The 15,985-nt window shown below is 42.2% G+C and carries 13 protein-coding genes and 1 tRNA gene; 4 read left to right on the top strand and 10 right to left on the bottom strand.

Annotation, left to right across the window (positions count from 1 at the left end):
* Window positions 1-43: 43 nt before the first annotated feature.
* On the bottom strand, window positions 44-2,533 hold the full coding sequence (gene rnr, locus QZ995_RS10685; protein WP_301806528.1) for a ribonuclease R: 2,490 nt from the start codon (window positions 2,531-2,533) through the stop codon (window positions 44-46).
* A gap of 180 nt (window positions 2,534-2,713) precedes the next feature.
* Window positions 2,714-2,956, bottom strand: coding sequence for a preprotein translocase subunit SecG (gene secG / locus QZ995_RS10680; protein WP_003334399.1), 243 nt, complete (start codon window positions 2,954-2,956; stop codon window positions 2,714-2,716).
* Window positions 2,957-3,375: 419 nt separating this feature from the next.
* On the opposite strand from secG, the gene QZ995_RS10675 reads away from it, so the two are divergent.
* On the top strand, window positions 3,376-3,777 hold the full coding sequence (locus QZ995_RS10675; protein WP_003334398.1) for a c-type cytochrome: 402 nt from the start codon (window positions 3,376-3,378) through the stop codon (window positions 3,775-3,777).
* 287 nt (window positions 3,778-4,064) lie between these two features.
* On the opposite strand, the gene eno is transcribed toward QZ995_RS10675, so the two are convergent.
* The 8 genes from eno to rpoN all read right to left on the bottom strand — a co-directional run bounded on the left by eno (window position 4,065) and on the right by rpoN (window position 13,289).
* On the bottom strand, window positions 4,065-5,354 hold the full coding sequence (gene eno / locus QZ995_RS10670; protein WP_301806515.1) for a phosphopyruvate hydratase: 1,290 nt from the start codon (window positions 5,352-5,354) through the stop codon (window positions 4,065-4,067).
* Between the two features lie 27 nt (window positions 5,355-5,381).
* The gene (gpmI, locus tag QZ995_RS10665) at window positions 5,382-6,920 is read right to left on the bottom strand and encodes a 2,3-bisphosphoglycerate-independent phosphoglycerate mutase (RefSeq protein WP_301806512.1); all 1,539 of its coding nucleotides are present in this window, start codon (window positions 6,918-6,920) and stop codon (window positions 5,382-5,384) included.
* Window positions 6,921-6,933: 13 nt separating this feature from the next.
* Window positions 6,934-7,689, bottom strand: coding sequence for a triose-phosphate isomerase (tpiA, locus tag QZ995_RS10660; protein WP_301806510.1), 756 nt, complete (start codon window positions 7,687-7,689; stop codon window positions 6,934-6,936).
* A 35-nt stretch (window positions 7,690-7,724) separates the two neighbouring features.
* Window positions 7,725-8,906: a phosphoglycerate kinase gene (locus QZ995_RS10655; RefSeq protein WP_301806507.1), complete on the bottom strand. Its 1,182-nt coding sequence runs from the start codon at window positions 8,904-8,906 to the stop codon at window positions 7,725-7,727.
* Between the two features lie 116 nt (window positions 8,907-9,022).
* Complete coding sequence (gene gap, locus QZ995_RS10650; RefSeq protein WP_301806504.1) at window positions 9,023-10,027, bottom strand: type I glyceraldehyde-3-phosphate dehydrogenase; 1,005 nt, start codon at window positions 10,025-10,027, stop codon at window positions 9,023-9,025.
* Window positions 10,028-10,355: 328 nt separating this feature from the next.
* On the bottom strand, window positions 10,356-11,399 hold the full coding sequence (locus tag QZ995_RS10645; protein WP_301806502.1) for a sugar-binding transcriptional regulator: 1,044 nt from the start codon (window positions 11,397-11,399) through the stop codon (window positions 10,356-10,358).
* Between the two features lie 154 nt (window positions 11,400-11,553).
* Complete coding sequence (locus tag QZ995_RS10640) at window positions 11,554-11,853, bottom strand: glutaredoxin family protein (RefSeq protein WP_301806499.1); 300 nt, start codon at window positions 11,851-11,853, stop codon at window positions 11,554-11,556.
* A gap of 50 nt (window positions 11,854-11,903) precedes the next feature.
* A complete protein-coding gene (gene rpoN / locus QZ995_RS10635) occupies window positions 11,904-13,289 on the bottom strand; it encodes an RNA polymerase factor sigma-54 (protein ID WP_301806495.1) in 1,386 nt (461 codons plus the stop codon).
* A 264-nt stretch (window positions 13,290-13,553) separates the two neighbouring features.
* Between rpoN and QZ995_RS10630 the strand changes: the two genes are divergently transcribed.
* The 3 genes from QZ995_RS10630 to QZ995_RS10620 all read left to right on the top strand — a co-directional run bounded on the left by QZ995_RS10630 (window position 13,554) and on the right by QZ995_RS10620 (window position 15,673).
* Window positions 13,554-13,628, top strand: a tRNA-Arg gene (locus QZ995_RS10630).
* A 202-nt stretch (window positions 13,629-13,830) separates the two neighbouring features.
* Window positions 13,831-14,760: a tyrosine-type recombinase/integrase gene (locus tag QZ995_RS10625; RefSeq protein ID WP_301806492.1), complete on the top strand. Its 930-nt coding sequence runs from the start codon at window positions 13,831-13,833 to the stop codon at window positions 14,758-14,760.
* Between the two features lie 205 nt (window positions 14,761-14,965).
* The gene (locus tag QZ995_RS10620; protein ID WP_301806489.1) at window positions 14,966-15,673 is read left to right on the top strand and encodes an alpha/beta hydrolase; all 708 of its coding nucleotides are present in this window, start codon (window positions 14,966-14,968) and stop codon (window positions 15,671-15,673) included.
* The last annotated feature ends 312 nt before the right edge of the window (window positions 15,674-15,985 follow it).

Below are 15,985 nucleotides of genomic sequence, written 5' to 3'. Positions count from 1 at the left end.
GGCAATGCTTTGTACTCCATTGCCTTCTGCAACTCTTCTGAGATTATCTCCGCTTCCGCTTCGCTTGTTTTACCACGGATTTTCGTTTTTTCTTTTGCTTGGAGCTTACAAAATCCTCCCAAAAGCCCTTTTGTTTCGATTCCACTGATTCCTGATTTTCTTGGCCTGGAAGTGCGACAAACCGTCCCGCTCCGGTTTTTCCAGTTGAACGGCGCTGTGCATCTTTTCCACGGGTATTCTGACTACCTTGATTTCGTTCCTGATTACGCTTTCGCTTTGCAGCCGCCGGACCCGTATCTTTATAAGACTTCGAACGACGCTGTTTTCGATTACCGCCGCGATCTTTGTCTCGACCATTACCATTAATCACTTTTGCCTGGCGAGATCTGTTAAATCGCAGCTCACTTGGCTTTTTCATACCTACGATTTCAAAATCAATGGTTCGTTCGTCAACATTAACAGCAGTTACACGGACCAAAACCTCATCGCCAATGCGGTACTGCTTCCCTGTGCGTTCTCCGATTAGAGCGTACATTTTTTCATGGTAATTATAATAGTCATCTGTTAGATAGCTAACGTGGACTAATCCCTCAATCGTGTTTGGCAACTCTACAAAGATACCGAAGGAGGTGACACTTGAAATCACGCCCTCGAACTCTTCGCCAATATGCTGTAGCATGTACTCAGCCTTTTTCAGATCGTCTGTTTCACGCTCGGCATCTACTGCTACGCGTTCTCGTTGTGAAGTATGTTCTGCGATGATCGGCATTTCAGCATTCCAATATGCTTCTTCCTTCGCATCAAGCTGTTTTTTCTCCAACCATAAACGAATCATTCGATGCACAATTAAATCCGGATAACGGCGAATAGGAGATGTAAAATGCGTGTAGTAATCAGTAGATAGACCAAAGTGTCCAAGACTTTCCGCATCGTAACGCGCCTGTTTCATGGAACGAAGCAATACCGTACTAATAATGACTTCTTCTGGTGTCCCCTTGATTTCCTCTAACAACTGCTGTAACGCTTTTGGATGAACCGACGTTCCCTTGCCGCGCACGCTGTATCCAAAGCTAGTGATGAACTCCATGAAGTTTTGTAGCTTTTCTTCCTTTGGGTCCTCGTGAATCCGGTAAATGAAAGGACGCTTCAGATGATGAAAGTGCTCAGCAACCGTTTCATTGGCAGCGAGCATGAACTCTTCAATGATTTGCTCAGCTATGGAGCGCGTGCGGAAGCCGATATCGGTTGGTGTTCCTTCAGCGTCTACATAAATTTTAGCCTCGCGGAAATCAAAATCGATAGCCCCGCGCTGCATCCGCTTTTTGCGCAATTTGAGACAAAGCTCTTCCATGCTTTCAAACATTGGGACTAATTCCTGATATTTCTCTCGCAACTCCTGATCCTGATCCTCTAAAATACTACGCACATCTGCATATGTCATTCGCTCGTTGGTTCGAATAACGCTTAAATAGATATCATACGATACAACATTAGCCCCTGCATCAAATTCCATATCACAGGTAATCGTTAACCGATCCACTTTTGGATTTAAGCTGCAAATACCGTTTGATAATCGGTGCGGGATCATCGGAATGACTCGATCCACGAGATACACGCTTGTACCGCGTCTGTATGCTTCCTGATCTAAAGCTGATTTGCCTTTTACATAATAGCTTACATCAGCAATGTGAACGCCTAGACGCACATTCCCGTTCTCTAATTGCTCCAGAGAAACGGCATCGTCCAAATCCTTTGCATCTGCTCCGTCAATCGTGACCATCATGCGCTCACGCAAATCGCGTCTACCTTTTATCTCTTCTTCAGAAATCCGATCAGGAGCCGCTTCCGCTTCTGCAAGCACATCATCGGGAAAGCCCTCGGGTAAATTAAACTTTCTAATAATCGAGAGGATATCCACCCCAGGGTCGTTTTTATGCCCTAGAATCTCGGTTATTTCACCTTCGGGGTTTCCTCTACCCTCTGCGTACTTAACGATCTTTACAACCACTTTATGGCCGTCTACAGCCCCATTTACTGCTTGCTGTGGGATAAAGATATCTTTGCCAATCCGCTTGTCATCTGGAATAACAAAGCCATAGTGGCGCTCATCCTGATAGGTTCCGACAATTGTATTGGTGCTGCGTTCCACTATCCGAACGATTTTACCCTCCAGCCGACTACCGAATGCTTCTTTTTCCACTCGAACTAATACCGTATCTCCATGCATTGCTCCCTGCATATCATTAGAGTGGACATATACATCCTCTTCGCCTTGAGTCTCAGGAATGACAAAGCCAAACCCTTTAGGATGGTTTTGCAGCCTGCCGCGAACCAAATTCATTTTTTCAGGAATCCCATAGCGGTTAGCGCGTGTGCGTACGACTTCTCCATTATCCTCAAGCTGATTCAAGGTTTTTACCAGTTGCTTAAAATCGTCTGAGCTCTGTAAGCCAAACGCTTCTTCCAATTCATGTATTGTCATCGGATGATACGCCTGTTCCCTCATAAAGGAAAGGATATCTATATCTTTCATGTAAAAGCTCCTTTTTTCTTGATTATGTTTTAGTATGCCAAGTTATGTTCAACACAAATCATGTTCTTATTTCCCTAATACTTTCTATTGTACCCGTCATTTATTTCTTTGTACCATCATATGTAGAAATGCGTACAAAAAAAGACAGCAACACAAAAGCGTCAGCTGTCTTTTTACCATTTACTTTGCTTGAAGGAAGAATGCCAGCAAGATAGCGGATAGCATAAATAATACAGCGAGAACCACTGTGATTTTACCTAAAACAGCATCCATTCCTCTTGCTTTCTGTTTACCAACAAGTTGTTCAGCTCCACCGCTAATTGCACCAGAAAGACCGGCGCTTTTACCGGATTGCAGAAGAACGACAAGAATTAAACCGATAGCGGAAACTATTAAGAAAATCTTTGCAAGTAAAGCTAGCATAATATTTCACCTCGTTACAATGTAAGTACAACCGACCCTTCATTGTCTATAATCTTTACTTTACCACAATTAAAAGGGAACAACAACTTGCTGAAACATCCTTTCCATACACTTCCAGACAATGGATTCTCTATACAAAAAATTGCCAAGGTTTTATAATGATAAATGTCAGACTTTTTTAGATTAATCAATTTATTTTACTTTTAATCTTTTCCTTTTTTACCGATAAAAGCGCTTACTTCATCCATCATTTTGAATATGTTTCTATAATAAGGTAAGAAAACATAAGTTCTTTAAATATTGTCAGAATTGTGTACATTGTGAACTAGTGTGTCACTTTCCTTGCAAGTGCATTGCTTTTCCCGTAAAATGCAAGTAGGTTTCATTCTTATATCTAGTATCTAGGAGGTTCCTTTCGCATGGCTGGTTCAAACTTTAAGAAAGACGTGAATCAAAACGACGTAGTTGACTCGGCGAAAGCATTTGGGTTCTCTTTTGGTATCTTGTTCCTCGTTTTCGTACTGTTCCTCGTAGCCTCTATTATTTATCCGCCTAAACATGGCGAAGAAGCAAAGGGCGGCGGAGCTGGTGGAACTACCAATATCAATGCTGAAGAAATTGTTAAACAAAAATGTACATCCTGTCACGGTCAAAACCTGGAAGGCATGGTGGGTCCTGCACTTGCAAACATCGGCTCACAGCTTGATGAAAAGGCGATAAGCGATGTCATCAAAAACGGTAAAGGTACTATGCCAAAAGGTGTTCTTCAAGACGCAAAGGAAATATCAGCAGTATCTAAATGGTTATCTGAAAAGAAATAATTCATTTACTCTTCCAAACACATCAAAAATATATCAGACGAGCGCCTTACCTGATATAGTCAAAAGCTCTGATCGTCTTGCATGACGTCAGAGCTTCTTTGTTTTTACTGCTTCATCTGTAATAAAAATGCTTGCAGACGCTCTTTTGTAAGAGATGATGGCGATAATGCATTTTTACCAAGGCATACCACTTCTGCGCATTCAAGCTCTATGTCCGATCTTTTTGTTCCATGACCAAAAAAGACATCCTTGCAAAAGCAAAGATGTCTTTTCGTATAAAATGAAGCTTATTTTTTAAGGTTGTAGAATGCTGCACGGCCACCGTAACGAGCTGTTTCACCCAATTCATCTTCCAAACGAAGCAATTGGTTGTATTTCGCAACACGGTCTGTACGGGATGGAGCACCTGTTTTGATTTGACCAGCGTTAGTTGCAACCGCGATGTCAGCAATTGTGGAATCTTCTGTTTCACCAGAACGGTGAGAGATAACTGCTGTGTAACCAGCGCGTTTAGCCATTTCGATTGCATCGAAAGTCTCAGTCAATGTGCCGATTTGGTTAACTTTAACCAAGATGGAGTTAGCAGTTTCTTTTTCAATACCAGTAATTAGACGTTCAGTGTTTGTTACGAATAAATCGTCACCAACCAATTGAACTTTGCTTCCTAGGCGGTCAGTTAGAAGCTTCCAACCTTCCCAGTCATCCTCAGCCAATCCGTCCTCGATAGAGATGATTGGGTATTTAGATACTAGATCTTCATAGAAAGCAACCATTTCTTCTGTAGTTTTTACTACGCCTTCACCAGTGAAGTGGTATTTGCCATCTTTGAACATTTCAGTAGCAGCTACGTCAAGAGCGATGAATACGTCTTTACCGGCTTCGTATCCAGCAGCTTTAATAGCTTCTAGGATTGTAGTGATCGCTTCTTCGTTGGATTTCAAGTTAGGAGCGAAACCACCTTCGTCACCTACTGCTGTGTTAAGACCTTTATCATGAAGAACCTTTTTCAAGGAGTGGAAGATTTCAGAACCCATACGTAGAGCTTCTTTGAAAGAAGGAGCATTTACTGGCATAACCATGAATTCTTGAATATCTACTGTGTTATCAGCGTGCTCTCCACCGTTTAGGATGTTCATCATAGGAACTGGAAGAGTTTTCGCGTTGAATCCACCCATGTAGTTGTACAGGGAAACACCTAGAGATGTAGCTGCTGCACGAGCTACTGCCATAGATACACCTAGGATAGCGTTAGCACCCAATTTTGCTTTGTTTGGAGTACCGTCTAAAGCGATCATCGTCATGTCGATACCAACTTGGTCAGTAGCGTCCATACCGATTAGTTCAGGTGCGATTGTATCGTTTACGTTTGCAACAGCTTTTGTTACACCTTTACCTAGGTAACGAGATTTGTCACCATCGCGAAGCTCAACTGCTTCGTGTGCACCAGTGGAAGCACCAGATGGAACTGCTGCACGGCCCATAGAACCGTCTTCCAAGTATACTTCTACCTCTAGAGTTGGGTTACCACGGGAATCTAGAATCTCGCGAGCGTAAATATCAGTAATAATTGTTGTCATAAATGCCATCTCCTTATTCTCTTATTCTTATTTAATAATAGATTTTCCTGTCATTTCCGCTGGTTGTTCTACTCCTAACAGCTGCAACATAGTAGGAGACAAATCAGCGAGAATACCGTCTGGTCTCAGTTCGATACCTTTTTTGGTCACAATAACTGGAACAGGATTTGTGCTATGAGAAGTGATCGGTCTGCCTTCTTCTGTAAGCATCCAGTCTGCGTTTCCGTGATCGGCTGTGATGATAGCTACTCCGCCCTTAGCAATAATAGCGTCTGCTACTCGACCTACGCAAGCATCAACAGTTTCAACAGCTTTAATGGTAGGCTCCATCATACCGGAATGGCCAACCATATCGCAGTTTGCAAAGTTAAGAATGATTGCATCGAAGTTTTCTTCTTCAATTTCCTTCACTACTGCGTCGGTTACTTCATAAGCGCTCATTTCTGGTTTTAGGTCATAGGTAGCTACCTTTGGAGAAGGAATCAAAATACGCGTCTCACCTGGGAACTCCTGCTCACGACCGCCACTGAAGAAGAACGTTACATGCGGATACTTTTCTGTTTCCGCGATGCGCAGTTGCTTCAGATTATTTTGAGCTAACACTTCACCCAGCGTGTTATCTAGATTAGTTGGTTTGTATGCTACGTATCCATCGACTGACTCAGAGAATTTCGTTAAGCATACAAAGTGTAGGTTTTTCGGATAATTCTCTCCACGGTCAAATCCGCGGAAATCCTCGTTCGTGAACGCTTGAGAGGTTTGGATGGCACGGTCAGGACGGAAGTTGAAGAAGATTACTGAATCTCCGTCTTCTACTTTCCCAATCGGTTGGTCATTCTCATCAACCATTACAGCAGGCATAACGAATTCATCCATGACAGATTTCTCATAGGATTCCTTTACAGCCTTGATAGCATCAGAGTAATGAGGGGCATCACCGTATACCATAGCACGGTATGCCTTTTCAACGCGTTCCCAGCGTTTATCGCGGTCCATAGCGTAATAACGGCCTTGTACAGTCGCGATTTTACCAACGCCAAGCTCATCCATTTTACGTTGTACTTCTTCAATGTAGGTAATGGCACTATCAGGAGCTACGTCGCGGCCATCCAGAAATCCGTGAACAAATACATCCTCTGCGTTTTCCTTTTTTGCAAGCTCAAGCAGAGCAAGCAGATGGTTGATGTGGCTATGAACACCACCATCAGACAATAAGCCAAAGAAGTGAACCTTTTTGTTATTCTCTTTCGCATGCTTAAATGCAGCGATCAATGTTTCATTTTCAAAAAATGCGCCTTCTTTAATGGACTTGGTGATGCGAGTAAGATCTTGATAAATGATGCGTCCTGCACCAAGATTCAAGTGACCTACCTCGGAATTGCCCATTTGTCCTTCTGGAAGACCTACTTCAAGACCAGAAGCTAGCAAGGTAGCATTCGGATAATCATTCATCAAACGGTCGTAGTTTGGTTTTTTCGCTTGATTAACAGCATTACCGTAATCATTCGTGCGAAGACCAAACCCGTCCATAATAATTAACGCAACTGGTTTTGGTCTGTTAGCCATATAGCTTCCCCTCCTACTGTTGTACTCCGTTGACTAAGCCCATGTAGCCTTCAACAGTTAGGCTCGCTCCGCCAACTAATGCTCCATCAATGTCGGACTCACCCATATAGCTTGCCACATTTTCAGGTTTCACGCTACCACCGTATTGAATGCGTACTTGCGCTGCTGTGTTAGCATCAAATTCACCAGCAATTACACTGCGGATGAAAGCGATCGTTTTATTAGCATTATCAGCCGTAGAAGATTTACCTGTACCGATTGCCCAAATTGGCTCATAAGCAATCACAGTTTCTCTTACTTGCTCAGCAGTTAGACCGCTAAGAGCAGCTTTTGTTTGCGTGCGAACCACGTTTTCAGTGGTATTAGCCTCGTACTCTTCCAGGGACTCCCCTACGCACACAATTGGCTTCATACCATGAGCAAGGATTGCTTTTGCTTTTTTGTTGACAGTTTCGTCTGTTTCGTTGAAGTATTGACGACGCTCGGAATGTCCGATAATCACGTATTCAACACCTAGCTCTTTTAACATGAGCGGGCTGATTTCACCGGTGAATGCGCCTGTTTCTTCAAAATGCACGTTTTGAGCACCTAATTTATAAGGAGTGCCTTTGAACTGCTCAGCCAATGCCGGCAAGTTTGTGAAAGGCGCGCAGATTACTTTTTCAATTTGAGGAGCTTGATCCTCTTTTGGTAATTGAGAGGCAAACGCCGTTGCTTCTGCAATTGTTTTGAACATCTTCCAGTTCCCAGCAATAATTGGTGTTCTCATTACTTCCACTCCTCACCTTTTACAGATATAGCATTTTACTTATCTTGCAATGCAGTTACGCCTGGTAGCTCTTTACCTTCCATGAACTCAAGGGAAGCTCCACCACCAGTAGAAATGTGGGTCATTTTGTCTGCTACACCTGCTTTTTCTACAGCTGCTACAGAATCACCGCCACCGATGATTGTTGTGCCTTGACATTCTTCCATTGCGTTAGCAACAGCAATCGTACCACTCGCAAAAGCATCCATTTCAAATACACCCATAGGTCCGTTCCAAACTACTGTTTTAGAAGGAACGATTGCATCACGGTAGTTAGCCACGGTCTTTGGTCCGATGTCGAGGGCCATCCACCCTTCTGGAATCGCGTCAATGCTTACTACTTGCGTATTGGCATCCGCTGCAAATTTATCAGCAACCACTACGTCCACTGGCATAAGCAAATTCACATTGCGCTCTTTTGCTTGCTCCATCAATGTGCGAGCAAGATCCAGCTTATCTTCTTCACAAAGGGAAGCTCCAACATTGTAACCTTGTGCTTTGATGAAAGTGTTAGCCATACCGCCACCGATGATTAAAGTGTCTACTTTGCCCAACAGATTTTCAATTACGCCGATTTTGTCTTTCACTTTCGCTCCACCCACTATCGCTGTGAAAGGACGCTCAGGCTTGGACAAAGCACCACCCATGAATTGAATTTCTTTTTCCATCAACAAGCCAGCTACTGCTGGAATGTGCTGAGCGATACCCGCAGTCGTTGCATGTGCACGATGAGCTGTACCAAATGCATCGTTTACAAACAGGTCAGCAAGGCTTGCAAAGCTTTTTGCTAGCTCAGGATCGTTCTTTTCTTCCCCTTTATGGAAACGAACATTTTCAAGAAGGATTACGTCGCCTTCCTTCATCTCTTGAACAGCAGTCTCAACCTCTGCGCCAATTGAATCGTTCAGTTTTTTTACGGGTTTGCCAAGAAGAGAAGCTAGATGTTCGCCTACCGCAGTAAGACGCATTTCTTCCACTACTTCACCTTTTGGACGGCCGAAATGGCTAGCCAAAATGACTTTAGCATGGTTATCAATTAAATATTGAATAGTTGGAACAGCAGCACGAATACGCGTGTCGTCTGTAATTACGCCATCTTGCATTGGGACGTTAAAATCTACTCGACAAAACACACGTTTACCTGCTAATTCTATATCGCGAATGGACTTTTTGTTCACGGAAGGTACCCCCCTCAGACTTGTTACCTGACTAAATACTTGCTTAATCTAGCTTATACATAGTGGAAAAGGGAGAGAAGCTCTCCCTTTTCACATTACATGAAAGTTTGTATGGCTTACAGACCTTTTTCAGCAATGTATTTGCAAAGATCTACTACACGGTTGGAGTAACCAGACTCGTTATCATACCAAGAAACAACTTTAACCATGTTGCCTTCCATTACCATTGTAGATAGAGCATCAATGGAAGAAGAAGCAGGGTTACCATTATAGTCGCAAGAAACCAGCGGCTCTTCAGAGTATCCCATGATACCTTTCAATGCGCCTTCGGAAGCTTCTTTAAGAGCTGCGTTTACTTCTTCAACTGTTGTAGAAGTTTTTGTTTCAACAACAAGGTCAACTACAGACACGTTTGGAGTTGGCACGCGCATTGCAAAACCGTTTAGTTTACCTTTCAACTCAGGCAATACCAAAGATACGGCTTTCGCTGCACCAGTAGAAGTTGGGATAATGTTCTCAGCCGCTGCACGAGCACGACGAAGGTCTTTGTGCGGCAAGTCAAGAATTTGTTGGTCATTTGTGTAAGAGTGAACAGTAGTCATCAGACCTTTTACGATTCCGAATTTGTCGTTCAATACTTTTGCAAATGGTGCCAAGCAGTTTGTTGTGCAAGAAGCGTTAGAAATTACAGTGTGAGCTGCTGGATCATATTGTTCGTGGTTAACACCCATAACGATTGTGATATCTTCGTTTGTAGCAGGTGCGGAGATAACTACTTTCTTAGCTCCACCCTCAAGGTGTTTCGCAGCATCTTCACGTTTTGTGAAACGGCCAGTAGATTCAACTACGATGTCAACACCTAGCTCGCCCCAAGGCAATTTAGCAGGTTCACGCTCAGCTAGAACTTTTACTTCTTTGCCATTAACAATCAGGCTGTTTTCTTTTACTTCAACAGTGGCATTCAATTTGCCATGTACGGTGTCATATTTCAAAAGATGCGCTAATGTTACTGCATCTGTCAAGTCATTTACTGCAACAACTTCAACTTCTGGGTTGTTTAGAGCTGCACGGAATACGTTACGTCCAATACGTCCAAAACCGTTAATTCCTACTTTTACCATGTAGATAACCTCCTAAGTTCCACTCTTAGAATAATTTTTAGAGAATCTATATCGAACCAGTTCATAGCTTACTATGACTAGACGATTACAAAATCATGTTACGAATAAAAAGCCTTTGATCCTAGTATGTCAAACTTTATCCAACCAATTCCATGCCTACAAATCTTTTTACCCTGGTCCTTTACTTGTCAAACGCGTGATTTATTTATAACTCTTAATCCTATTACGTTTGCAAGGCAGGCTTCACTAGGGCTGATACAAAATCAAATTCCAATGATTAGTGTATCCACACACAATTACAAAACATACCAAGGCTGCAACTGTTATTTTAGATTGTAGCAGAGGATTGACGATGCTCTTCCAAAATGGCTCGAGCCGCACCTTCATCGGTAATTAAAACGGTTTGGCATGCTTGTTTGGCAAAGGCCATGATTGCTTTTGCTTTGCTGCTGCCTCCACCTAAGGATAAAACTACATCAGCTCGCTTCACGTCTTCTAGGGACAAGCCAATGGTCGGCATTTTATAGATGGTTTCTCCTGCCTCATTAAAGTAATATCCAAATGCTTCACCAACAGCCCCAAGCTCTCGTAGTACTTCAAGCTCTTCTTCTGTGTACTTACGCCGCATAGCCATGGCCATTCCATCACCAATCCCATGTATAACCACCCTAGCTTTGTGAAGCAGTTGCATAACCTCAGCAACCTGCGCTTCTCCCAATAAGGATTGAACTACATCAGGGCTTAAACGATCAGGCACATGCAATAGATGATAGGTTCCACCTGACTTTGCAGCAAGAGAAGAAGCAATCGTATTAGCCTGCATTTCTACCTTTTCCCCAAGTCCACCACGCGCTGGCACAAATTGCACATCACGAAAATGCGAGGAAGGAGTAACATGCTCAGCTACCGATACAATCGTGGACCCACCTGTAACAGCAACCACGTCACCTTCTTGAACGACTTGTTTTAATATCCGGGCTCCTACTCGTCCCAATTCCTTTTTACCCCATTCCGATACGTCTACGTCACCAGCAACTACAATTACTTTTGGAATATGTAAGATGTGTTGTAATTGTAGGGCAAGGTCGTTAAAGCCGAACAGTTCATCTGCCATAGAATCCATTTCTTTTAAAAGATGGATTCCCTCTTCCGTACAGCTCATACCAATCGGGCTGACGTGAATTAAGCCCATATCTTTGAGGAGCTCTACTTCTGACCTGAGGATGCGCTCAGTCGTTTGTAAATTCTGTGCTAACGCCCTGCGACCGACAGGCTGCAAATGGCGAATCGACTGCATAAGATCGTATCGTTTACGCAATACTTGTACGAGGTCGGGAACAAGCTTGTTTTGGATATTTAATAAAGTACGCATTCCACATTCATCCTTTTCCAGTCTTAACGGGACTCAAAACGTCCCACATCATACAAATTATGTCCCGCAGCTTTCAAAAAAATAAGCAGAATGCTTACTCTTAATGTAGCATACACTCTGCTAGCTGACAAGAAGCCAAAATAGAAATCTTAATTTATTCACATTTACCCATTTTTTGTTGCAAATATAGGCGTAATTCCTCCTCGGTAACAACCGAGTCTACAGATACAAATGCTTCTAGCCCGTTAATTTCAACTACGGGAATCGTAAACATGTACTTTTCCTCTAATTGCATATCTAAAGTGATGTCGACAACTTTATACCTGACCGGAAATTCCCCAGCTAATCGTCTGATATGCTCCTCAACATCATCACACAAGTGACAGCCGGGCTTGCCATATAAAATTATTTCAATATGATCTGATTGTAATCGTTTGCTTGCTTCGCTAGCCATGTTTTTGGGTTGGCTCCTTTATCTACTCTTATTTTACATTCTTTTTATCATTACAAAAAGCGCTTTCGTTTAGCAGACGATAAGATCAGCATTTCCTCTCGATATTTAGCCACGGTACGCCGCGAGATTTCAACCCCTTCTTTTTCAAGCAATTCAGCCAGCTTTTGATCCGAATATGGTTTATTCCGATCTTCTTTGTCAATGAAAGCTTTGATGCGTTTCTTCACGCTTTCTGAAGATGCCGCTTCTCCGCTTGCCGTAGACAAAGCCGAAGTAAAGAAGTACTTTAATTCGAAAACACCGCGGGGAGTTTGTACGTATTTATTGCTGGTAGCACGACTGATTGTAGATTCATGCAGTTGAACTCGCTCCGCAATATCTTTTTGAGTCATCGGTTTTAAATAATGAATCCCTTTCTCAAAAAAGTCATTCTGCAAGTCAACAATCGCCTGTGTTACACGCAACAGGGTCATTCTTCTTTGCTCTAGGCTTTTTGCAAGCCACACCGCTGCATTTAGTTTTTCATGAACAAATTGCCGAGCCTCATCCTTCTCAGTTTTCTCTTTTAGCATTCGTTCATAAAAGGGATTGATAGACAATCGCGGTAACGAAGAATCGTTGACAATAACAATATATTCTCCCATTACCTTTTCAACTGTAACATCAGGAACAATGTAGCGTATATCTGCGCTGCTATAGGCCGCTCCAGGTCTCGGATTCAATGTACGAACCAAATCGGCAATCCGTTGTACATCACCTACGCTAATATGAAGCTGTTCAGCTATTTTCCCAAAACGATTATTTGCCAGATCAACTAGATGATGCTTAATAACTTCTACGATATGTTCGTCATCGAGTCCCTCATGCTCTAGTTGTAACAGCAAGCATTCTTCTAGCGAACGCGCAGCCACACCAGCCGGGTCTAGATGCTGAATCACTCGAAGAACATCCTCTGCCTCCTCCAAATCAACTCCTAACCGCTCCTTGATGTCAGTAACAGGCACTTCTAGATAACCTCGCTCATCAAGATTTCCTATAATGTATCGGGCAATCTGACGTTGTACTGGCGTCAATCTTTTTACATAACCGAGTTGTTCTTCCAAATGAGAAAATAAGGTGGTTCGTGTATCACTCACATAATCTAGAGGATTGTAGGCGCTTTCATCTCTGTTGACTGAAAAATCATTATGCCCCGGATTATTCAATAATTCCTTCCAATCAAAGTCCAAGCTCTTTTCCCGTTTATCTGCAGGCAACGGTTCTTGGGCAACCGCAATTTCCTGAAGATCAATCACTGGATTTTCGATCGCTTGTTCCTGCAAATAATTCATCAGATCAATGGCCGAAAACTGCAATATCGTAATAGCTTGACGCAATTCAGGCGTCATCACTAACTTTAACGTCTGTTCTTGATACAAACCTAAGCCCATATTCATATTGCATTCCTCCTCCCGTCGGAAACCATCAAGCTGTAGATAGCTCCAACAGCTTCTTTCCACCCTACCTTACTCTCTTCCTCTATTATAGCGTTCATGCAATTTTCCTGCCAAGACGTATCTTTTATTGGCACACTTTTCATACAGTATATCAAGATTGGCTCGGCAAAGACTCTTTTTTATTGCTCTTTTTAAATCATACAGTAAAAAAGTTGTCCTATGCTCCATTTTCGTATATAATAAACTTTGTTGTCTGAAACATATGCGCCCGTAGCTCAGTGGATAGAGCAGCGGTCTCCGGAACCGCGTGCGTAGGTTCGATTCCTATCGGGCGTACCATATCGTAATAAAACGTTGATTTAACGGGATTTTGGCGGTGATTTAATCGCAAGGATAGACCGCGTTCATGCGGAATCGTTCGGTTAGACCGCGTTCGACATCTCGACTGTGTATTCGTTATAAAACGTAAACCTCCGTATTCGAAACGGGGGTTTTTATTTTGGCTGTAAAACGTAGGTATATCTCTAGGCCATTGGAGAGGGTGTCCTTGGACGAGGCTCTGCAAAAAGTATTAAACTCTGCGGCCTCAGAAAGCTATCGTCCTCGTACACTTAAAGATTACCGCAAAGTGTGGGGATGGGTGTTTGGAACTCTGAATGAGGAACGAGACGGGGGTATCCGTTTTGTAGACGATGTAACTCTTGATCATTTTCGTAGTTACGTACGTCATTGTCTGGATCGGGGCCTAGCGGCCGGAACAGTGAACGTCAGAGTGCGCGCATTAAAAGCAATGTTTAATCGTCTAGTTAGGGACGGAGTTGTTACCGAAAACCCCACTACTCACTTGCAGAAACTACGCGACGATGAGAAAGTGTTGAGAGTGTTTGGAACATCAGAAATCAAGCGTCTACTTTCTTACATTGATAAAGGGACTTTTGCAGGGTTCCGTGACTACTGCGCGATACTCTTAGCTTACGACTCTGGTCTACGTTCGTGTGAGATTAATTCATTAGAATTGAACGACGTAGATTTCGATAACCATGTCATTTTGTTACCGGGAGCCAAAAACAAAAACCGAAAGACTCGCGCGGTTCCAATCTCCCCTTCTATGGCTAAACTGTTAAAACTGCTAGTAGCTGAAACAAGAGAGTTCTTTGGCTCCGGAGTACGTCTTGTTTTCGTCAACAATAACGGCAATCCAATGTCAGATAGTCGTCTTAGAAGTCGTATGCATGAATACGGCAAGAGGTCGGGGTTAAACGAAACGTTCCGGGTCTCTCCGCACACCTTACGCCACTCATTCGCCACCAATTTTTTATTAAATGGCGGAAACATAGTAACCTTGAGCAAAATACTTGGGCATGCCGATGTATCAACAACGAAACGCTACCTAAACCTGAGCCATGACGATATCACCCACGCTCATAGTAAGTACACGCCCCTAAATGAGATTGCAGTTAGTGACCGCTAAGACGCGGTCTTTTTTATATAAGGCTATGTTTTAAATAAATGTTGAAAATTGATATATTAAATAGAAGATATACTATAATAAGCCATATATACATACAGGTTTGGAGGTATTATTATGGCAAGAGAGCCAATATTTATTTAGGTATATATACATTTGTAATATTTGGAATGACGAATTATTTATATTTCATGGAGGATAAATTGTAATGATAAAAAATAATTTTAAAATAGAAAACATTCCAGCAATTTTGTGGGGTGACAAATCAGATAAGTTATTTGTGGTGGTGCATGGTGACATGTCAAATAAGGCAGATGACTCGATTATTGTATTTGCAGAAGAAGCAACAGCAGTAGGTTATCAAGTGCTTAGTTTTGATTTGCCTCAACATGGTGACCGTAAGAATGATACTTATCTTTGCAAAGTTCAAAACTGTGTTCAAGACCTTAATACAATTATGACCTATGCAAAATCGTTATCAAATCATATAAGCCTTTTTGCTTGTAGCATGGGAGCGTATTTTAGCCTATTAGAATATAGCAATGAGCCGTTGAAGCAGTGCTTGTTTCTCTCTCCTGTGGTAAATATGGAACGTATCATAAATAATATGATGACATGGTTTAACGTAAGTGAGAGTAGACTAAAAATAGAGAAAGAAATTTCTACACCTATTGGACAAACTCTCTATTGGGATTACTACTGTTATGTGAAAGAACATCCTATTGTTGCTTGGAATAGTCCAACTTCAATTCTCTATGGTTCAGAAGATAACTTATGTGAGTTTGACGTTGTATCTGAATTTAATAAACGTTTTAACTGTAATTTGCAAGTAATGGAGAATGGAGAACACTATTTCCATTCTGAGGAACAGTTGCAGTATTTCAGACAATGGCTGAAAAAACATATTTACGTTTAATGATAATAAAAATGATTGATGTATAAATTTCTTTAAAAGCGAATTAAGGGAAGTCAAAATGGCTTCCCTTAAAAGTTATTTAATTTCAACATTGTTTTAAAACATCGCCTTATATAAAAAAGCCCGCCTACCAGCCGTTAGACCGATAAGTGGGCGCCTGTCATTATACTATTAATTCCTGTCTGGTTCATGCTGAACTAGACCTTTTAGCTGTTTAGGAGTGAACGCTTAGTTCATCCCTTTACTCGCCTGTCTTATTAACAAACCTCTGCCAGCCGTTGCGCTATACCTAGCGTAATCTTATCAATATCC

Origin of the sequence: Brevibacillus laterosporus, assembly GCF_030489605.1 — a bacterium.
Taxonomy (GTDB): domain Bacteria; phylum Bacillota; class Bacilli; order Brevibacillales; family Brevibacillaceae; genus Brevibacillus_B; species Brevibacillus_B laterosporus_E.
This window is presented reverse-complemented; position numbering and strand designations above follow the sequence as displayed.